Raw genomic sequence first — 19,603 nt, 5'->3', positions numbered from 1 at the left:
ATCACACCGGGCTTTCGTTGCAGAGGCGTTTCGGAGGCGCGCCGGCGCCGACATCGGACCGGGGAGGCGCGCCGGCGCCGACATTGGCTCGGGGAGGCGCGCCGGCGCCGACATTGGCTCGGGGAGGCGTCGTCAGCAGCTTGAGCATCACCGGACCGGACCGCGAATGGTCGACACTGGACTTGGGCTTGACCCGCTCACGGGCCAGGGCGGGTGCGCCGTAGCCCTCGACGCATTCGGGGTCCGGGCCGTCCATCGGCAGCCCGGTGAAGAACTTGGCGGCCATGCACCCGCCGCGGCAGCTGTCGTAGTGATCGCAGCTGCTGCACGCCCCGGCCGACTGCGGTTCACGCAGCTCGCGGAAGAGCGGCGCGTTCTTCCAGACATTCTGAAAACCGCCGTCGGACAGAATGTTTCCGGCGTGGAAGCGGTCGTGGATGGCGAACGGGCAGGCGTAGACATCACCGACTGGGTCGATGAGGCAGACGACGCGGCCGGCCCCGCACAGATTCAAGCCGGCGAGCGCGCCCGGCTCACCCAACCCGGCGAGGTGGAAGAACGAGTCACCGGTGAGCACCCGCTCACCCCTGGCCACCAGCCAGTTGTAGAGCTGGACCTGTTGGTCGGCGGTGGGGTGCAGATCGTCCCACACGTCGGCGCCGCGGCCCGACGGCCGTAGCCGGGTGATGCGTAGCGTCGCGCCGTATCGGTCTGCCAGGGCGGCGAATTCATCGAGCTGGTCGACATTGTGGCGGGTGACCACCACCGAGATTTTGGCATCCTTGAAGCCCGCGTCGGCGAGGTTCTGCAGCGCCCGGGTCGCCATCGCGAACGAGCCTGCGCCGCGCACGGCGTCGTTGATCTCCGCGGTCGCACCGTCGAGTGAGATCTGCACGTCGACGTAGTCGCTGGCCGCCAACCGCGCCGCCACCTCCGGCGTGATGCGCACGCCGTTGGTGGAGAACTTCACGCCGACGTGGTGTGCGGTGGCGTAGTCGACGAGCTCCCAGAAGTCCGAGCGCACGGTCGGCTCGCCGCCGCCGATGTTGACGTAGAAGACCTGCATGCGCTCGAGCTCATCGATGATGTCCTTGCACTGTTGCGTGGTCAGCTCACGCGGGTCACGCTTACCCGACGACGACAGGCAATGCACGCACGCCAGGTTGCAGGCGTACGTCAGCTCCCAGGTCAGGCAGATCGGGGCGTCGAGGCCGTGCTCGAACTGCTCGACCAGCTTCGGCACACGTACGGTTTCCGTTGATGTCATTGCGGCACCAGCATTTTCGATCGAGCAAGCACGCCGAGCGCTTGCAGGTACGGGGCCTGCTGGGTGTCGTCGATACCGGCGGCACGGCAAGCTGATCGTACGTCGGGATGTTCGGAAAGCATGTTGACGACGTCGACGATCGTCCGGTTCTTCAGGAACGACAGCTTGCGTGTCCCGAAGTGGTAGAGCAGCGCCCCGAACGGCTCCGGCCGCACCGCCACCTGGTGGTGCAGCCGCCAGCCGACTTCCGGGTCGAATGCGGTGCCTTGCTCAGACGCCGCCGACGACGAGGTCACGATCAGTAGACCCCGCACATCCCGTCGATCGACACCTCTTCGACGAGCGTCTCGGTAACCAGCTCGTCGTTCTCCACCTGCTGCTTCGGTTCCATCTCGCTCCGCCTTTCAATATCACCGGTTCTCGACAACTGTGATCGAGGTCGCAATAATATGGCATCGAGTGCCTAAATGGAAAGGGGACCCCCACATGGGGCCGGACCAGCACCGGGCGGGCCGCCGGCGCTCGACGACGTGGGACCACATCAGCAATGTGGCGATCGATCTGTTCGCCGCGCGCGGTTTCGACGACGTCAGCGTCGATGACATCGCCGAGGCCGCAGGGATCGCCCGGCGCACGCTGTTCCGCTACTACCCGTCGAAGAACGCGCTGCCCTGGGGGGACTTCGACGCGCATCTGGCCCACATGCGGGATCTGCTCGCCGATCTCGACCCAGAGGTGCCGATCGGTGAGGCGTTGCGCAAGGCGTTGCTGGCCTTCAACAGCTTCGATGAGGCGGAGACCGCGCGGCACCGCATGCGCATGCGCGTCATCCTCGAGACGGCCGCGTTACAGGCCTATTCGATGACCATGTACGCCGGCTGGCGCGGCGTGGTCGCCGACTTCGTCGCCAAGCGCCTCGACGCCACCGCCGGCGACCTCGTCCCGCAGACGGTGGCGTGGACGATGCTCGGCGTGGCCCTCTCCGCCTACGAACACTGGCTGGCCGACGAGGCGGAGCCATTGTCAGTGGCGCTCGGCGCGGCATTCGACACCGTCGCCGACGGCCTGTGGGTCCTCGATCGCTGAATCACCGCGGCGTATTCGGTCACCGCGATAGCTTGGGGCCGTCGCGGAAAGGACACCGATGGCCGACGATCGCTTGGACAAGACGGGTCACGACCTGTTGTTCGACTCGCTGTGGACGAAGGGTACCGCCTTCACCCACCACGAGCGCCGCGAATTCGGTTTACTGGGGCTGCTTCCCACCGCTGAGAAGACTCTCGAGCAGCAGACCGAACATTCGTGGCGAGAGTTCAGCAGGCGTCGCGAGCCGCTCGACAAGCACATCTACCTACGAAACCTGCAGGACCGCAACGAGACGTTGTTCTATCGGCTGTTGCGCGACCACATCGCCGAAACCATGCCGATCGTCTACACGCCAACTGTCGGCGAGGCGTGCCAACGCTTCAGCGAGATCTACCAACGTCCGCGGGGGTTGTTCGTCTCCTATCCCGACCGCGAATATCTGCGCGAGGTGCTGCGCAACCGTCCGCGCCGGGAGGTCGACGTCATCGTCGTCACCGACGGACAGCGCATCCTGGGGCTCGGCGATCAAGGCATCGGCGGCATGGGCATCCCGATCGGCAAGCTTTCTCTGTACACCCTCATCGGCGGCATCGACCCGGCCCGCACACTGCCGATCGTGCTCGACGTGGGCACCGACAACGTCGAGCTGCTCGAGGACCCGCAGTACCTCGGCTGGCGTCACCGCCGGATAAGCGACGACGAATACTATTCCTTCATAGACGATTTCGTCGCCACGGTGCGTGATGAGCTGCCCGATGTGCTTCTGCAGTGGGAGGATTTCGCCACCGCGCATGCACTGCCGATCCTGCAGCGCTATCGCGATCAGGTGCTGACTTTCAACGACGACATCCAGGGCACCGCCGCGGTGACGCTGGGCGCGCTGCACGGCGCGGCCAAGGTGGCGGGACGCCCGCTGTCGGAGCAGGAGGTGGTGATGCTGGGCGCCGGCTCGGCCGGCATCGGGGTCCTCGGGATGGTGCACCGTCAGATGGTCACCGAGGGCCTGTCCGCGCACCAGGCGTACGAGCGGATCTGGGTGGTCGACATCAACGGACTGCTCACCGACGATCGCACGGATCTGTCGGCTGGTCAGCGCATGTTCGCGCAACCGGCCGATCGGGTCGCGGGCTGGGGATTGTCCGGACCCGCCCAGCTGGCCGAGGTCATCTCTCACGTCGACGCCGGTGTACTCCTCGGATTGTCCACCGCCACAGGGGCGTTCACCGAGGACATCGTGCGCGAGATGGCCGCCAAGGTCGACCATCCGATCATCTTCCCGTTGTCGAACCCGACCAGCCGCGCGGAGGCTCACCCGGCCGAGCTCGACGCCTGGACCGACGGACGCGCATTGGTGGCGACAGGTTCTCCGTTCGCGCCGTTGCAGCGCGACGGCGTCGAGCGGCCCATCGCGCAATGCAACAACGCGTACATCTTCCCCGCGATGGGGCTAGCCGTCACCGCCGCACAGGCGACCCGGGTGACCGACGAGATGATGCGCGCAGCGGCGGCCGCGCTCGGCGAGTCCTCCCCCGCCCTCGGCGATCCTTCAGCACCTCTACTGCCCGCGTGGTCGGACGTCCCGCAAGTGGCGGTGCGGATTGCCCAGGCCGTCGCCGAACAAGCCGTCGCCGACGGCGTCGCTCCCGCGCGCAACTCCGCGGAGCTGGCCCAGCGGATCGCGGACGTCCGGTGGACGCCCGAATACCGGGACTGAAAAAGTTTCGGCAAGACCGTCGGAGTTCGGCGCGCAATGGCGACGATAAGGGTGTGAGCGCCGAACCGCACGGCACCGACGCTCCACGGCAACTGCTGACGCTGTACGACGAAGCGTTACCGGTGGTGTACGGATACTTCGTCCGCCGCTGTGGTGACCGTGGAACCGCCGAAGACCTGACGTCGGAAACCCTTCTGGCGGCGATGGATGCCGCCAGGAAGACCGCTCCGCCGCCGATCACCGTGCCGTGGTTGCTCGGGGTGGCGCGCCACAAGCTGGCCGACCACTACCGGCGCCGCCACGACCGGTTCAGCACCCCGGTCGCCGACCTGCCCGAACCGGTCGAGCCGACGGACGACTGGGATGTCGAGCTCGACCGCATCGTCGCCGAGAGCGTGCTGGCCAAGCTGCCCGAACAGCACCGCACGGTCCTGGCGCTGCGCTACATGGACGACTGCTCGGTGCCCGAGTGCGCCGAACTGATCGGCCGCACGGTGCATGCCACCGAGGCGCTGCTGGTGCGGGCCCGCAGGGCGTTTCGCGCTCACTACCCGGCACCGGAAGGGAGGCAGCCGTGAACAACAGCCACGATCCGCTGGACGTGCTGCGCGGCGACGAGCTTCCGGTCGCCCCCGACCCGGCGTTCGCCGCCCGCCTGCGCGCGCGGCTGGAGTCGGCGCTTTCGCTGCCCAATCGAACCCAGGAGGTTGTCATGAGCGGCACGGACACCGCACTCGCCGAACTGTCCGACACCCCATCGATCACGCCGGACGCACGGCCTCGCTCCGCTGCGCTGCCGTACCTGGCCGTCGCCGATGCGCGCCGCGCCATCGCCTGGTACGGCGACGTGTTCGGCGCGACGGTGGTCGGCGAGCCCGTCGAGATGGACGACGGCCGCATCGGCCATGCCGAGTTGGCGGTCGGCGACGGGGTGTTCTACCTCGCCGATGAGTATCCCGAGATCGGCCTGAAAGCACCGTCACCGCAGTCGGTTTCGGTGAGCTTGCAGCTGAACGTCGGCGATACCGACGCGACTCTGGATCGCGCCCGGCGGCACGGCGCGCAGGTACAACGCGAACCGTACGAGAACTACGGGGCCCGTAACGCGGCGATCATCGATCCGTTCGGCCACCGCTGGATGCTCAGCGGGCCGGTGACGGGCACGGCCGTCCCGATTCAGCACGGCGACGTCGGCTACGTCTCGGTGTGGGTGCCCGACGCCGAGCGGGCCGCGGCGTTCTACGGTCACGTGCTCGGTTGGCGCTACGACCCGTCGACCCACCGGGTGACCAACACCGATCAGCGGATCGGCATCTTCAGCGTCGACAGTCCACAGGGCATGCTGTGCTGCTACGCGGTAACCGATCTCGACGGCGCACGGCGCTCGATCGTCGACGGCGGCGGCACGGTCGGCACCATCGGTGAGTTCGACTTCGGGACCGTGCTCGACGCCACTGACGCCGCCGGTACGGCGTTCGCGGTGTTCCGGCCGGCACCCGGAACGCCGCGCCCGGCGCTCAACGGCACTGGGCCGGGCGAACTTTCGTACATCACCTATCAGGTGCCGGACTCCGCGGCGTTCAAGGCGTTCTACAGCAGGGTGCTGTTCTGGACGTTCGAGCCCGGGCGCATCGACGACGGCTGGGGGGTGCGCGAGACGCACCCGATGTCCGGTGTCGCCGGCGGCAACTCCGAGGCGGTGACCGTGCCGATGTGGACCGTCGCCGACGTCGACGCCGCGGTGGCGCGGGTGCGCGAGGCGGGCGGCACCGTCATCGACGAGCCGTCACAGCAGCCCTACGGGAAGTCAGCGCTGTGTGCCGACGACCAGGGCATCCGGTTCTACCTCGGTGAGCACTAGTCACCCGAGAAGGTCGGCGATGGGCGCGCGCGCCGCGATCTTGGCGCGCGCTTTCATCACCTTGCCCGGCATGCCGCCGCCCACGACTCCTGCGACCAGGCCGTCACGCTCGTAGTAGGCGAGAAACTTGCGCCCGTCGTCCTCGACGATGTGGACGACGTCTCCGGCCTCCGGTTCGCCCAGACACTGGATCTTGACGTCGTACTGATCGCTCCAGAAGTACGGTACCGAGACCGCGGTCGGGGGTTCCTGCCCCAGCATGGTGGGCACCAGAACACGGGCCTGGTCGGCGACGTTGCTCCAATGCTCAACGCGCACTTGATGTCCGAGGTTGTGCCGCCACGAGGCGACGTCTCCGATGGCCCATACGTGCGGTGCGCTGGCGCGGCCGTGGTCGTCGCAGACGACGCCGTTGTCGAGCTTGATGCCGCTACCCTCGAGCCACTCGATCGCCGGATGCGAGCCGATGCCGACGACCACCAGATCGGCGTCGAGTTCGGTGCCGTCGCCGAGCATGACCTTTTCGACGCGATCCGCACCGCGCACCTCCGCGACGCTCACGCCGCAGCGGACGTCGACGCCCTCGGCGCGGTGCACCCGTGCCACCAGCTCGCCGATCTGCTCGCCGAGCACGGCCGCCAGCGGCGTCGGCTGCGGCTCCACGAGCGCCACCTCGACGCCGAGCTTGCGCAGGCTCGCCGCGACCTCGCAGCCGATGAACCCGGCCCCGACGACCACGGCACGCCGAGCCGACCCCGCCTCCTGGCGCAGGGCCACGCTCTCGTCGTAGTTGCGCAGGACGTGGATGCCCGCGAGGTCGGGGAAGGACGGAATCCGCTTGGGCACCAGGCCGGTAGCGATGATGAGCTCGCCGTAACCCAGCTCGGAACCGTCGGCGAGCGTGACCGTCTGCGCGGCCGTGTCGAGAGACCGTGCGCCGTTGCCGAGCCGCACGGTGATGTTGTTCTCCTCGTAGAACTCTGCGGGCTTGAGGGTGACGTCGTCGGTCTCGGCGCGCAGCACCTCCTTCGACAGCGGGGGCCGGTCGTACGGCAGATGGTCCTCGTCGCTGACGATCGTGACCGGGCCGGTGTACTCCGATCGCCGCAGCTGCTCGGCGGTACGGGCGGCCGCGAGTCCGCCGCCGACGATGACGATGCCCGCTGATGTGGTCATGGGCAGTTTCTTACACGATCCCTACGGCGATTTGTCCGCCACCCCGGCCAATGGTGCTCAGCCTCGATCGCGGTCGATCACGTTCGTCAACACCACGATGCTCTCGCTGCGCTCGACCTCCGCGGCCGAGCGGATCCGTTCCAGCGCCTCCTCGAGGTGCCGCATGTCGCGCGCGACGACGTGCAGGATCGCGTCGGCTGTTCCGGTGACGGTGGCGGCGCTGATCACCTCCGGGATGTCGATCCAGGCCGCCCGCAACCGTTCTGGGGCAATGGTTCCGTGACGGAACACCTGCACGTAGGCCTCGGTGGTCCAGCCCAGGGCGGTCCGGTCGACGACGGTGGTGAAGCCTCGGATGACTCCGGTATCGAGCATGCGGTCGACCCGGCGCTTCACTGCGGGCGCGGAGAGGTTGACCCGCTCCCCGATCTCGGCGTAGGTGGCGCGTGCGTCGTCCGTGAGGGCGGCGAGAATCTGCTCGTCGGTCGCGTCGAGGCGGTTCATACAACACCTTCGCACAATGAATCGCTGATTCAGCCGATTGTACGCAATGTTTCACTGGTAGACACGCAACAGACAACGATTGATTGCGCCAATGGCTGTCCCTACCGTGGATTCATGACGGTTATCGATGTCGCCACGGCACGTCAGCCGGATCGGCCCTCCCGGCGGCGGGCGCGCGTGCGTCACTACGTCATGACCCCGCCGACCTACTTCGCGGTCGTGTACGTGATCAACCCGTGGATGGATACCGCGACGGCCGTCGACACCGAGCTGGCCGTCGCCCAGTGGGAGACGTTGTGCCGGACGTACAAGGAGCTCGGGCACGTGGTCGACATCGTCGACCCGGTGCCGGGTCTGCCCGACATGGTCTACGCCGCCAACGGCGGCCTGATGGCAAGCGGCGTCGCGGTCGTCGCGAGGTTCGCCTACCCGCAGCGCGCGCCCGAAGCGTCCGCGTACGCAGACTGGATGACCCAGCACGGCTATCAGCCCGTGCAGACCCGCCACACCAACGAGGGCCAGGGTGACCTGCTCATCGCCGGTTCGATCCTGTTGGCGGGCTACGGATTCCGGACCGATCGCCGAGCCCACGACGAGATCGCGCAGTTGTTGGGACTAGCCACGTACAGCTTCGAACTGATCGACCCGCGGTTCTACCACCTCGACACCGCGCTCGCTGTGCTCGACGACACGACGGTCGCGTACTACCCGCCCGCGTTCAGCGACACCTCGCGGGTGAGCCTGCGGACACTGTTCCCCGACGCGATCGAGGTGGCAAGTTCCGACGCCTACGTCCTCGGCCTCAACGTGGTCTCCGATGGGTACAACGTCGTGCTGCCCGCCGCGGCCACCGGCTTCGCCGCCCAACTCCGCGAGGCCGGATTCAACCCCGTCGGCGTCGATCTCTCCGAACTGATCAAGGGCGGGGGATCGATCAAATGCTGCACATTGGAGGTGCATCTGTGACCACGCTGGAGGCGACGGGCGCCGCGATCGATGACCGCTGTGTGGCGCACAACTACGCGCCGCTGCCGGTGGTAGCCATCAGCGCCGAGGGCGCGTGGATCACCGATGTGTCGGGCCGTCGCTACCTGGACTGTCTCGCGGCGTACTCGGCGGTGAACTTCGGGCACCGCAACCCCGAGATCACCGCCGTCGCGCATGCCCAACTGGACACCGTGACGTTGGTCAGCCGAGCGTTCCACTCCGAGCGTCTGGCACCTTTCTGCGCGGCGTTGGCCGACCTGTGCGGCAAGGACATGGTGCTGCCGATGAACAGCGGCGCCGAGGCCGTCGAGAGCGGCATCAAGGTCGCCCGCAAATGGGGCGCCGACGTCAAGGGCGTTCCGGCACATGCCGCGAATATCGTGGTGGCGCACAACAACTTCCACGGCCGCACCACCACGATCATCAGCTTCTCCGACGACGAGACGGCCCGCCGCGGGTTTGGCCCGTACACCCCCGGATTCCGCGTCGCGCCGTTCGGCGTCGCCGATGCCTTCGCCGACGCGATCGACGAGAACACGGTCGCGGTGCTGATCGAACCGATCCAGGGCGAGGCGGGGATCATCGTTCCGCCCGACGACTTCCTGCCGCGGCTCCGATCGCTGTGCACGCAGCGCAACGTGCTGTTGATCGCCGACGAGATCCAGTCCGGCCTGGCACGCACCGGCAAGACGTTCGCCTGCGAGCACTGGGATGTGGTGCCCGACGTCTACCTGCTCGGAAAGGCCCTCGGCGGAGGCGTGTTGCCGGTATCGGCGGTGGTCGCCGACTCCGACGTCCTCGGCGTGTTGCATCCCGGAGAGCACGGCTCGACGTTCGGAGGCAATCCGCTGGCCGCGGCGATCGGCTCGACCGTGGTGGCGATTCTGCGGCGTGGCGAATTCCAGCGCCGCTCAGCCGAACTCGGCACACATCTGCACCGGCGACTGCGGTCGCTGATCGGTCACGGCGTCGTGGCGGTGCGCGGTAAGGGTTTGTGGGCCGGCGTCGACATCGACCCCCTGTCGGGTACCGCCAAACAAGTCAGCCTGCGCTTGGCGAAGCGCGGCGTCCTCGTCAAGGACACCCACGGTTCGACGCTGAGGTTCGCGCCTCCGCTGGTGATCACCGAGGCCGAAATCGACTGGGCCATCGACCAGTTCGCCGCTGTGCTGGTCCCCTGACCCGGCGAGAGAAAAGTCAGTGCTTCATGGCGCCGCGGTCGACGGCGATCTGGCTGCCGGAGAGCGTCTTCGAGCCGTCACCGGCGAGCCACGCGACGACGTCGGCCACCTCTTCGGGCTCCATGAACCCCTGAAGCCCCTTGTTCTCCTCGTCGAGCGGTTGGTACGGCATCGGAGCGAAGCTGTGCAAATAGCTCGGGTGCTTGGCGAAGATCGCCATCATCGCGTCCTTCTCGACCATCGGCGTCTCGATCGAGTAGGGGTGGATGGAGTTCACCCGGATCCCGAACTCGCCGGCCTCGATGGCCAGCGCGTTGGTCAGCGCGGTCAGTCCGTGCTTGGACGCCGCATAGTGCGCGTTGCCGGGCGTGGCCTTCAACCCGGCCGAGGAACTGACGATGATGACCGATCCGCCGTTGCCCGCGGCGATCATCGCCGGCAGGGCGGCGCGGATGGTGCGCCACGTCCCGTTGAGGTTGACGTCGATGACGGTGTCCCACTGCTCTTCCGACATCTCCCAGATGCGGCCCCAGCTGAGCACGCCCGCGTTGGCCACCAGGATGTCGAGCCTGCCGAATTGCTCGACGCCCTCGGCCACCACCTGCTGCAGGGCGGTCAGGTCGCGAATGTCGACCTCGCGGGCGAGCACCTTGCGGCCCGTCGCTTCGACCGCGCGAACCGTCTCGGCCAGATCCTCCGACGTCGCCATCGGGTAGGTGATGGTCTCTGATATCGGGGCGCAGACGTCGATCGCGATGATGTCGGCACCCTCGCCGGCCAGCCGCACCGCGTGCGCTCGACCCTGGCCGCGCGCGGCTCCGGTGATGAATGCCACTCGGCCTTCCAGGGGTCGGTCGATCGCCGTCACCGCTGCTCCTTCCGGGATCCTGCGGACAGGCTAACAGCCGAACTGGAACGTGTTCTAGCGGCTGATTCACTCAATGGGATCACGGATGATCGGGCAGGTCATGCAGTGCCCGCCGCCGCGGCCACGCCCCAGTTCGGCACCGACGATGGTGATGACCTCGATGCCGGCACGGCGCAGCAGTGTATTGGTGTGGGTGTTGCGGTCGTAGGCGAACACGACGCCGGGTTCGACGGCGACCAGGTTGTTGCCGCTGTCCCACTGCTGACGTTCCGAGTCGTAAGCCGTTCCGCCCGTCTCGACGACCCGTAGTTCACTCAACCCGAGGGCCGATGCCACGACCTCGACGAAGGGCTTGTGCGCCTCGACCACCTCGACACCCGCGGCGGTGTCGCTGGGGTAGAGCGTGAATATCTCCATGGCGTCTACGATTTCGGGATAGATGGTCACCACATCCCGGTCAGCGAACGTGAAGATGGTGTCCAGGTGCATGGCCGACCGCAGCTTGGGCATACCGGCGACGATCACCTGCGTCGCCGCGCCCTCGTCGAACAGCGTCGCAGCCACCTGCGTGATGGCCTGCCGCGACGTTCGCTCGCTCATGCCGATGATGACGACGCCGTGTCCGGGCACCAGCACGTCGCCCCCTTCGAGCGTGGCCAGGCCCCACGACTGCTCCGGATCACCCCACCACACCCGCGAGCCGACGAAGTCGGGATGGAACTCATAGATTGCCTTCATCAACAGCGTCTCGTCGTGGCGTGCAGGCCAGAACAGCGGGTTGAGCGTCAATCCGCCATAGATCCAGCAGGTGGTGTCGCGGGTGTACAGCGTGTTGGGCAGGGGCGGCATCAAATATTCGGTGATCCCGGCGTTTTCGCGGGCCAGGGACCGGTAGCCCGAGTGCAGTTCTCTCGGCAGGTCGCGGATCGACATACCGCCGATCAGCAACTCCGCAAGCCGTTGGGGCTTCAGCTCGTCGAGGAACCCGCGTGTGTCGTCGACCAAGCCGAGTCCCACTTCGTTGGCCACGATCTTGCGGTCCAGCAGCCATGCCTTGGCTTCCGGGATAGCCATCGTCTCGGCGAGCAACTCGTGCAGTTCGACGACCTCGACGTCGCGCTCGCGCATCTTGTCGACGAAGTCGAAATGGTCGCGCCGGGCGTTCTGCACCCACAACACGTCGTCGAACAGCAACGCGTCGCAGTTGGTCGGGGTCAGGCGCTCGTGGGCGAGGCCGGGCGAGCAGACCAGCACCTTGCGCAGCTTGCCCACCTCGGAGCGGACGCCGTAATCAGCAGATCGATTGGACACTTCGATTCCTCTCGTGCGCACTAGATTTCGATCGCGCCGGTTGACAGCGACACCACGGCGATGACCGCGCCGAGCACGATCACGCCGAAGAGGATGGTCTCAGCGGGACGGAAGACGCGCAGGCCCCGTTCCCTGCGGGCCTTGAAGTAGAGCACGGCGGCCGGGGCGTAGAGGATGCACGACAGCAGCAGCTTGTCCATGCCCGCGGCGTAGATCAGGAATAGGGTGTACGCGGTCGCGATCGCGGCGATGCTCATATCGCCGACGGGTGACCTGCCGTCCTCGTATGTTTCGCGCGTGGTGGTGAGCTTCAACGCGTACGCCGCCGCCAGCAGATACGGGATCAGCGACAGCGCGGCGGTGAGGTCCAACATGAAATCGAGTGCGTCCGCGGCGAACAGCAGCGCGATCAGCAGGAGGGTGATCAGAGCCGCGGCCATGATCAGCGCGGTGACGGGGGCGTCGTGGCTGTTGGTCCGGGCCAGGAACCGCGGCATGTCGTCCGATTTGGCGGGGATGAACAGCACCTCCGCGGCCATCAATGTCCATGCGAGGTAGGCCCCTAGCACCGAGACGATCACCCCGACCTTGATGAAGACAGAACCCCAGGGGCCGACGATGGATTCCAGTACCGCCGCCATGGACGGTTGGGCGACGTTCGCCAACTCGTTCTGCGGCAGCACGCCGTAGGACACCAGCGTCACCATCGCGAACACGCTGAGAACGCCGAGAAAACCGAACACCGTTGCCCGCCCGACGTCTTCGCGCCTGCGCGCCATGCGCGAGTACACCGCGGCGCCCTCGATGCCCAGGAACACGAAGACAGTGATCAGCATCGTGCCCGTGGCCTGATCCCAGATCGCGGAGAAGGAGTATCCCCCCGCGTCGCCCCAGAAGTTGTCCGCGAATACGCCGGCCTCGAACGCGACGATCGCGATCACGATGAACACCAGGATCGGTAGCACCTTGGCGACGGTGACGATGTAGTTGATCACCGCGGCGTCCTTGACTCCACGCATGACCAGCGCGGCAAAGAGCCACACTCCCACGGCCGACACCACCACCGCGAGCACGGTGTCACCCGCGCCGAACGCCGGAACCACCGCGCTGAGCGTCGTCGTGATCAGCACCCAGTACGACACGTTGCCCGCACAGGCCGACGCCCAATAGCCGATGGCCGAGTTGAACCCGACGTAATCACCGAAACCGGCCTTGGCGTACGTGAAGATGCCCGCATTGAGTTCCGGCTTGCGCACAGCCAGCCGCTGAAAGACGAAGGCCAGCATCAGCATTCCGGAACCCGCGATGGTCCAGGCGATGATCGCGCCAAGCACGCCGGTCTCGGTGCCGAAGCGCCTCGGCAGCAGGAAGACGCCCGAGCCGATCATCGACCCGACCACCATCGCGGTCAGGGTCGGCAGGCTGACTTTCTGTCCAGCCTGTTCGGTGCGGGTTTCGGCTGAGGTCATGTCGCTTCCGCTTCCTGGGTGGATGACGCCTTGACGATCTTGAAGCCGGTGTAGCCGTACGCCACGCTGAGCAGGGGGCTGGCGATGTTGAAGACCGCGAACGGCAGGTACGCCAATGTCGACACTCCGAGCACCGCGCTCATGAACGCGCCGCATGAGTTCCACGGCACGAGCGCCGACGTCACGGTTCCGCTGTCCGCGGCCAGCCGCGACAGATTCTGCGGGGCAAGCCCGCGTTTCTCGAACTCGAGGCGGAAGACACGGCTGGGCAGCACGAGCGCGATGTACTGATCGCCGGCGACGATGTTGAGCCCGATACCGGTTGCGAACACCGAAAGATAGAGTCGGCCCGTTGATTTCGCGGCGGCGATCAACGGATGCACCAGCCGGTCGATTAACCCGAACTGCTCCAACAGTGCGCCGAACGTCACCGCGCCGATGATCAGCCATATGGTGAGCAGCATGCTGTCCATACCGCCGCGTGACAGCAACCGGTCGATCTCACCGATCCCCGAGTTGATCGTGAAGCCGTTGGCCATCGCACGCCAGACCGCCTGTATAGATCCGACGATCACATTGGCGCTGCCGTGCATCTCGCGCACGAATCCGTCGACCACATCGCGTTGCAGGACGGCAGCCTGCGCACCGGCCCATAACGAAGCCGCCAGCAGGGCCAACGACGCAGGCGCCTTGCGGACGGACAAGAAGACGAGGATCGCCAGCGGTAGGAGGTTCAACGGCGTGATCGAGAAGATCTCGCTCAGCTTGGCGAGTTCGACCTCTTCGCCGACAGTGGCCAGCGGCGGTGGGCCGGCGACACCCAGGATCGCGAACACGATCGCCGCGATCACGAACGCCGGCACCGACGTCCACGCCTGATGACGAATGTGCGTATAGAGGTCGACCTCGACCATTTGCGCGGTCAGGATGGTCGTCTCCGATAACGGTGAGAGCTTGTCCCCCAGGTAGGCCCCGGAGATGACGGCGCCAGCGGTGATGGCCGATGACACCCCGAGCATCGTCGCGATGCCGACCAGGCCCACGCCCACCGTTCCCGCTGTCGTCCACGAACTTCCGATCGACATCGCCACGACTCCACAGATGACCGCGGTGGCAACGTAGAAGTAACCCGGCGAGAGCACTTGAATTCCGTAATAGACCAACGTCGGGATGGTGCCGGACAGATTCCACGTCCCGATCAATGCGCCGACAGCAAGCAGGATGAACAACGCGCTGGTGATCGACGACAGGGCGCCTTGCCCAGCCTCTTGCACTGCGCTCCAACGATGCCCGTTCTTCAGCGCTATCAGGGCCGCGACCGCGCAGCACAACACGAGTGCCACCTGAATGGGCCCGTCGAGGGCGTCGAGTCCGAAAAGCGCTATGGAGCTGCCGATCAGGACGGTCAGCGCGACTAGCGGAATGATGGCATCGCCCAGCGACGGACCTCGGATCGCCCTCTGCTCCAGCGAGTCCGTCATGGCTACACCCCCACGGGGGCGCGACACGGCACGACGAAACGGTATCAGCCCGCGGCGGGGCTGAAGGCCGAAAGGCTACAGGTCAGCGATTATCTGCTGGCGCTTCGCCGTGTATTCGTCCTCGGAGATCGAACCCATAGCGCGCAACGTCTCGAGTTCCTGGAGGCGCTGGGCGGTCGACGGTTCCGGGGGCGCGACCGAAGGGGCGGCGGTCGGTGCCGCGGCAGGTGACGGGGCGGTGCCGGCCGGTGCCTGATGTGCGGCCGCCGCCCGGCGCACAACCTGCTGAACCTGCTGAAGTGCAACGGGATTCGACCTCAGGTCGATCATGTTGTTGAGCCCTATGCTGTTCGCCTTGAGGATGTGCAGGATCTCCATCAGCGGCTCCGTCTGGCCGGTCAGGTCATATGTACGGTTGTCCTCGGCGATGGTGAAGTTGGCGGGCATCATCCCGCTCACCAGACTGCTTCGCTCCCAATCGATCTGATACTCGTTGGTCATCGGGTCGACCAGCGCGACCAGCTTGCGGTTGGTGATCATCGGCAGCCTCGAGATCGAGGCGATCACCCGGTCCTGGCTGGCGAACGGCGCGATGCCGGGCCCGGAGATTTGCAGGTCGAGTTTCACCAGCGGCTGTTCGTTGATCCGCGTGCCGGTTTCGTGAATTCCGGTGACCTGAGCCAGCGCCAGTACTCCGGTCTGTTCGAGGGCGGCGGTCTTGGCCGCCGACCGGGCTCCTCCGGCGGTGATCGCCAGCGCGATCAGCACGTCGGCGGCGGTGATCAGCAGGCCCGCCCAGAACATCCACTTCATCATCGGATCGGCGCCCGAGGCGAAGTAGATGACCAAGAAGATCGGCCCGACGATGCCACACAGCAGCACGAAGGCTTGAACCTTGATGTAACGCCACAACATGCCAGTCCGCTCCCGTCATCCCCGCCTGACCTGCGTGTCAGATTAGCGCCATTCGCCCGTCGGTGAGCCGTATCGTCGTGCGATGGCATCGGTGGCGAAGTCACGGTCGGGGTGGACCTTGGCCGCCGTCGCACTGGCGTTGTTCTGTGTGCAGATCGACTACTTCGCGATGAACCTCGCGGTCCCGCGCATGGCGGTCGAGTTGGGGCAGCAGTGCAACCGACCTGCAGTGGATCGTCAGCGTCTACATGCTGGCTCTGGGCGCGTTCATGGTGCCCGCGGGCCGCATCGGTGACATCTTCGGTCGTCGCCGCACGCTGCTCACCGGGGTCGCATTGTTCGGCGCGGCTTCGGTGGCGTGTGCGGTAGCGCCGACCCTCGGCGTGCTGATCGCCTTCCGGGTGGCGCAGGGTTTGGGTGCGGCGTTGGTCTTTCCGGTGTCGGTGAGTGTGCTGACCAACGCGTACGGCGTTGCGAGGGCCGGACGGTCGATCGGATTGGCTTACGGCATAGCAGCTTTGGGCAATGCAGCCGGTCCACTCGTCGGCGGGTTGCTGACCGACACCGTTGGCTGGCGATGGATCTTCTGGCTGAACATGCCACTCGCTGCGGCGTCGCTCGCCATCGGGGCGCGCGTCGTCACCGAATCATTCGACGAGTCGGCGCCCCGGCGCATCGATACGGCGGGGCTGGCGCTGATCAGCGTCGGGATCGGACTGTTCACGTTGACCTTCGATCGCGCGCCCGGCTGGGGCTGGCTGTCGGTGTCGACTTTCGTCGCGTTCGCCGGTTCGCTGCTCGCACTGGGCGCGTTCGTCGTCGTCGAGACCAGGGTTCGGTGGCCGCTGGTCGACCTGTCCCTCGTCCGCAACGCGAGGTTCACGATCCTGGTGGTGGCGGGCGCCGTCGCGAACATCGCTTACGCGGTGACCATCTTCTTGTCGACGGTGTTCCTGCAGACAGTCCGGGGACTCGACCCCTTGACCGCGGGACTGGCGTTCCTCGGCCCATCGGCGGGCGCGGCGATCGGCGGTGTGCTGGCGGGCAGGCTCGGCACTCGACGCTCGCCGGCGGCGGTGATGGGTGCGACGACGGTCGCCGCCGCGCTGGGCCTCGCCGCCGTCGCGGCATCGCGAGACTGGGCGCCCTACCTCGTCGCCCTCAGTGTGTGCGGGCTGACGCTGGGTCTGGTCTATGCATTCACCACCGTCGCGACGCAGGCGGTGGTGCGTCCGGAGCGGGCCGGCGAGGCCGCCGGGGTCACGCTGACGGTGTTGGTGTCGATGGCCGGCGTCGGCGTGGCGGTCGCGTCGACCGTGCTGGAGATGTTGCAGCACAACGGAACACCGGCCGCGGAGGCGATCGACGCGATCCTTGCGGTGCTGGCGATGGCACTGCTCGGCGCCGGAGCGGTCGTGCTGTGGGTCGCCCGGCGGGCGGCTACTCGGTCGGAGCCGTCGCTTCCGTCGGTGTCGCTGCGGCCAGCGGACTGATCGGAAGCGCCTCGGGCGCCTGCGGTGTCACCGTTGCGGGTCCGATGAGCTGATACAACGGCTGAGTCCAGCGGTACCCGCTCGAGGCCTTCGTGTAGCCGGTGTGGATGAGCGTCGAAACCTTCGACACTTCCTCGGCGTCGGGGTCATAGTCACAGACCGCATCGTTGAGTTCGCACACGCTGATCGTGCGGGCACCGATCGCGGGCGGAAGCGGTGCCGGTGCATGCGCGAGGATCGGCCAGTCCTGAGCCACGCCCTTTCCGGCGCCCGGGACGCTGGTGACCGAGCCGATGTTGATGGTCGGGTCGGCGGGCAGGCGGTCACCATCGGCGATGAGCAGCGCGGCGACCACGTTCGGGTTGGTTCCGGCCGCGTGCAGATTGCGGTGCACCACCATCGCGCCCTGCGAGTAGCCGGCGAGCACGACCTTCGACTCCGGGCAACGTTGGGTGAACGCCGTGTACTGCGACTCGAGCGCGGATGCGCCGGCGTCGACGCTGCCCATGAAGCCGAGCCACTCCCCGACGCCGCCGTCGTCATCGGGCACCGGGACGGCGGGGTACTCGACGGCCTCAGCCGTCATCGTGCGACCGTCGGCGGTCACCAAACGCTGCACGTCACGGTAGGACTGGTAGATGTCGTCGCCCATTCCGGCGTTCGCGGTCAGGTCGCCGTCACGCTGTCCCGATCCCGCCGCTCCGAACCAGTGCACATCCGGGCAACCGGGGGCGGCTTGAGCCGTGGCTGTGGACAGACCCGCGAATGTGGCACCCGCGATTGCGGCGGCGCTGGCGAGCGTGGTGAGACGACCGAACATGAAACCCTTACCCTTCTTCGCCCGACCAGGGCATACGCGAAGTACATCGCCCCGGCGGGCGCGGACGTTACCGGCCGAAACTTCGCGAGACGTACACCGGGGTCGCGGGCGCTGGGAAAATAACGACCCTCTTGTACGTTTCGCGAATAAAACGCGAAAGCGGCGCCCACCCGAAGGTGAGCGCCGCAATCGCGTACAGAGACTAGATCACTTGATGATCTTGGTGACCCGGCCGGCGCCGACGGTACGGCCGCCCTCGCGAATCGCGAAGCGCAGACCTTCGTCCATGGCGACGGGCTGGATGAGCTTGACGGAGATGTCGGTGTTGTCACCGGGCATCACCATCTCGGTGCCCTCCGGCAGCGTCACCACGCCGGTCACGTCGGTGGTACGGAAGTAGAACTGCGGACGGTAGTTGTTGAAGAACGGTGTGTGCCGGCCGCCCTCGTCCTTGGACAGGATGTAGACCTGGCCCTCGAACTCGGTGTGCGGCGTGGTGGTGCCGGGCTTCACGACGACCTGACCGCGCTCGACGTCCTCGCGCTTGATGCCGCGCAGCAGCAGACCGACGTTGTCGCCGGCCTGGCCCTGGTCGAGCAGCTTCCGGAACATCTCGACACCAGTGACCGTGGTCTTGGTGGTGTCGGGGCGGATGCCGACGATCTCGACTTCCTCGTTCACGTTGATCACGCCACGCTCGACGCGACCGGTGACCACGGTGCCGCGGCCGGTGATCGTGAAGACGTCCTCGACGGGCATCAGGAACGGCTTGTCGGTCTCGCGGACCGGATCCGGGATCGACTCGTCGACGGCCTCCATGAGCTCCTCGACGGACTTGACCCACTTCTCGTCACCCTCGAGCGCCTTGAGCGCCGACACGCGGATGACCGGGGCGTCCTCGTCGAACTCCTGGGCGGCCAGCAGCTCGCGGACCTCCATCTCGACGAGCTCGATGAGCTCCTCGTCGTCGACCGCGTCGGCCTTGTTCAACGCGACCAGGATGTAAGGCACGCCCACCTGGCGGGCGAGCAGCACGTGCTCACGCGTCTGCGGCATCGGGCCGTCGGTCGCCGCGACCACCAGGATCGCGCCGTCCATCTGGGCGGCGCCGGTGATCATGTTCTTGATGTAGTCGGCGTGACCGGGGGCATCGACGTGCGCGTAGTGGCGCTTGTCGGTCTGGTACTCCACGTGGGAGATGTTGATCGTGATGCCGCGCTGACGCTCCTCAGGCGCATTGTCGATCTGGTCGAATGCGCGCGACTCGTTCAATTCGGGAAACTTGTCGTGCAGCACCTTGGTGATTGCTGCGGTCAGCGTCGTCTTGCCGTGGTCAACGTGACCAATGGTCCCGATGTTGACGTGCGGCTTCGTCCGCTCGAACTTCGCCTTCGCCACTGTGTGGTCCTCCTGGACTGTGTTGGTGCTTGTCTAAAGCAGTGTTGATCTTTGCAGTTGTTTCTCGCCGCA

General features: G+C 66.6%; 19 protein-coding genes. 7 read left to right on the top strand and 12 right to left on the bottom strand.

Features of this window, described 5'->3' with window-relative positions; translation table 11 throughout:
• Position 1: 1 nt before the first annotated feature.
• The 3 genes from mftC to mftA are packed head-to-tail and all read right to left on the bottom strand — an operon-like array spanning position 2 to position 1,658.
• Positions 2-1,267, bottom strand: coding sequence for a mycofactocin radical SAM maturase (gene mftC / locus A5650_RS24885; RefSeq protein WP_082950937.1), 1,266 nt, complete (start codon positions 1,265-1,267; stop codon positions 2-4).
• Complete coding sequence (mftB, locus tag A5650_RS24880; protein WP_067298314.1) at positions 1,264-1,581, bottom strand: mycofactocin biosynthesis chaperone MftB; 318 nt, start codon at positions 1,579-1,581, stop codon at positions 1,264-1,266. The genes mftC and mftB overlap by 4 nt, the downstream gene beginning before the upstream one ends.
• Positions 1,566-1,658 (bottom strand): mycofactocin precursor MftA, encoded by a 93-nt coding sequence (gene mftA / locus A5650_RS24875; protein ID WP_067090967.1) that lies wholly within the window; start codon positions 1,656-1,658, stop codon positions 1,566-1,568. Before mftA ends, mftB begins: the two co-directional genes overlap by 16 nt.
• A 95-nt stretch (positions 1,659-1,753) precedes the next feature.
• Between mftA and mftR the strand changes: the two genes are divergently transcribed.
• Genes mftR through A5650_RS24855 form a run of 4 tightly spaced genes read left to right on the top strand, consistent with a single transcriptional unit; the run spans position 1,754 to position 5,928 of the window.
• Positions 1,754-2,353 (top strand): mycofactocin system transcriptional regulator MftR, encoded by a 600-nt coding sequence (gene mftR / locus A5650_RS24870; RefSeq protein WP_067298312.1) that lies wholly within the window; start codon positions 1,754-1,756, stop codon positions 2,351-2,353.
• 58 nt (positions 2,354-2,411) lie between these two features.
• On the top strand, positions 2,412-4,067 hold the full coding sequence (locus tag A5650_RS24865; RefSeq protein WP_067298310.1) for an NAD-dependent malic enzyme: 1,656 nt from the start codon (positions 2,412-2,414) through the stop codon (positions 4,065-4,067).
• A 53-nt stretch (positions 4,068-4,120) separates the two neighbouring features.
• A complete protein-coding gene (locus tag A5650_RS24860; protein WP_067298307.1) occupies positions 4,121-4,645 on the top strand; it encodes an RNA polymerase sigma factor in 525 nt (174 codons plus the stop codon).
• A complete protein-coding gene (locus A5650_RS24855) occupies positions 4,642-5,928 on the top strand; it encodes a VOC family protein (protein WP_067298305.1) in 1,287 nt (428 codons plus the stop codon). The genes A5650_RS24860 and A5650_RS24855 overlap by 4 nt, the downstream gene beginning before the upstream one ends.
• Here A5650_RS24855 and A5650_RS24850 read toward each other — a convergent pair whose 3' ends face one another.
• A complete protein-coding gene (locus tag A5650_RS24850; RefSeq protein WP_067298303.1) occupies positions 5,929-7,104 on the bottom strand; it encodes an NAD(P)/FAD-dependent oxidoreductase in 1,176 nt (391 codons plus the stop codon).
• A gap of 57 nt (positions 7,105-7,161) precedes the next feature.
• Positions 7,162-7,608: an Rv2324 family transcriptional regulator gene (locus tag A5650_RS24845; RefSeq protein WP_067298300.1), complete on the bottom strand. Its 447-nt coding sequence runs from the start codon at positions 7,606-7,608 to the stop codon at positions 7,162-7,164.
• A gap of 114 nt (positions 7,609-7,722) precedes the next feature.
• Here A5650_RS24845 and ddaH point away from each other — a divergent pair, with 114 nt between their 5' ends.
• Together ddaH and rocD are read left to right on the top strand one after the other, a co-directional pair.
• Positions 7,723-8,574: a dimethylargininase gene (gene ddaH / locus A5650_RS24840; RefSeq protein WP_067298297.1), complete on the top strand. Its 852-nt coding sequence runs from the start codon at positions 7,723-7,725 to the stop codon at positions 8,572-8,574.
• Positions 8,547-9,776 carry an ornithine--oxo-acid transaminase gene (gene rocD / locus A5650_RS24835; protein ID WP_067298295.1) on the top strand — a complete coding sequence of 410 codons (1,230 nt, stop codon included), beginning with the start codon at positions 8,547-8,549 and terminating at the stop codon, positions 9,774-9,776. The genes ddaH and rocD overlap by 28 nt, the downstream gene beginning before the upstream one ends.
• Before the next feature lie 16 nt (positions 9,777-9,792).
• Here the strand turns inward: rocD and A5650_RS24830 are convergent, their stop codons facing one another.
• From A5650_RS24830 to A5650_RS24810, 5 genes are all read right to left on the bottom strand, one after another.
• The gene (locus tag A5650_RS24830; protein ID WP_197501979.1) at positions 9,793-10,644 is read right to left on the bottom strand and encodes a mycofactocin-coupled SDR family oxidoreductase; all 852 of its coding nucleotides are present in this window, start codon (positions 10,642-10,644) and stop codon (positions 9,793-9,795) included.
• A gap of 66 nt (positions 10,645-10,710) precedes the next feature.
• Complete coding sequence (locus tag A5650_RS24825; RefSeq protein ID WP_067298531.1) at positions 10,711-11,955, bottom strand: arginine deiminase; 1,245 nt, start codon at positions 11,953-11,955, stop codon at positions 10,711-10,713.
• 20 nt (positions 11,956-11,975) lie between these two features.
• Positions 11,976-13,424 carry a basic amino acid/polyamine antiporter gene (locus A5650_RS24820; protein ID WP_067298293.1) on the bottom strand — a complete coding sequence of 483 codons (1,449 nt, stop codon included), beginning with the start codon at positions 13,422-13,424 and terminating at the stop codon, positions 11,976-11,978.
• Positions 13,421-14,905: a Na+/H+ antiporter NhaC gene (nhaC, locus tag A5650_RS24815; protein WP_067298290.1), complete on the bottom strand. Its 1,485-nt coding sequence runs from the start codon at positions 14,903-14,905 to the stop codon at positions 13,421-13,423. The genes A5650_RS24820 and nhaC overlap by 4 nt, the downstream gene beginning before the upstream one ends.
• A gap of 75 nt (positions 14,906-14,980) precedes the next feature.
• Positions 14,981-15,820 (bottom strand): SHOCT domain-containing protein, encoded by an 840-nt coding sequence (locus A5650_RS24810; protein WP_067298289.1) that lies wholly within the window; start codon positions 15,818-15,820, stop codon positions 14,981-14,983.
• A gap of 248 nt (positions 15,821-16,068) precedes the next feature.
• Here A5650_RS24810 and A5650_RS24805 point away from each other — a divergent pair, with 248 nt between their 5' ends.
• Positions 16,069-17,313, top strand: coding sequence for an MFS transporter (locus A5650_RS24805; protein WP_231992800.1), 1,245 nt, complete (start codon positions 16,069-16,071; stop codon positions 17,311-17,313).
• Here A5650_RS24805 and A5650_RS24800 read toward each other — a convergent pair.
• Together A5650_RS24800 and tuf are read right to left on the bottom strand one after the other, a co-directional pair.
• A complete protein-coding gene (locus A5650_RS24800; protein ID WP_067298287.1) occupies positions 17,261-18,133 on the bottom strand; it encodes a cutinase family protein in 873 nt (290 codons plus the stop codon). The two genes, A5650_RS24805 and A5650_RS24800, sit on opposite strands and share 53 nt — an antisense overlap.
• Before the next feature lie 207 nt (positions 18,134-18,340).
• Positions 18,341-19,531 carry an elongation factor Tu gene (gene tuf / locus A5650_RS24795; RefSeq protein ID WP_059165181.1) on the bottom strand — a complete coding sequence of 397 codons (1,191 nt, stop codon included), beginning with the start codon at positions 19,529-19,531 and terminating at the stop codon, positions 18,341-18,343.
• Positions 19,532-19,603: the final 72 nt, after the last annotated feature.

Source organism: Mycobacterium sp. 1164985.4 (assembly GCF_001668575.1).
GTDB lineage: Bacteria > Actinomycetota > Actinomycetes > Mycobacteriales > Mycobacteriaceae > Mycobacterium.
The sequence above is the reverse complement of the archived record's forward strand: the minus strand, read 5'-3'. Positions and strand labels throughout refer to the sequence as shown.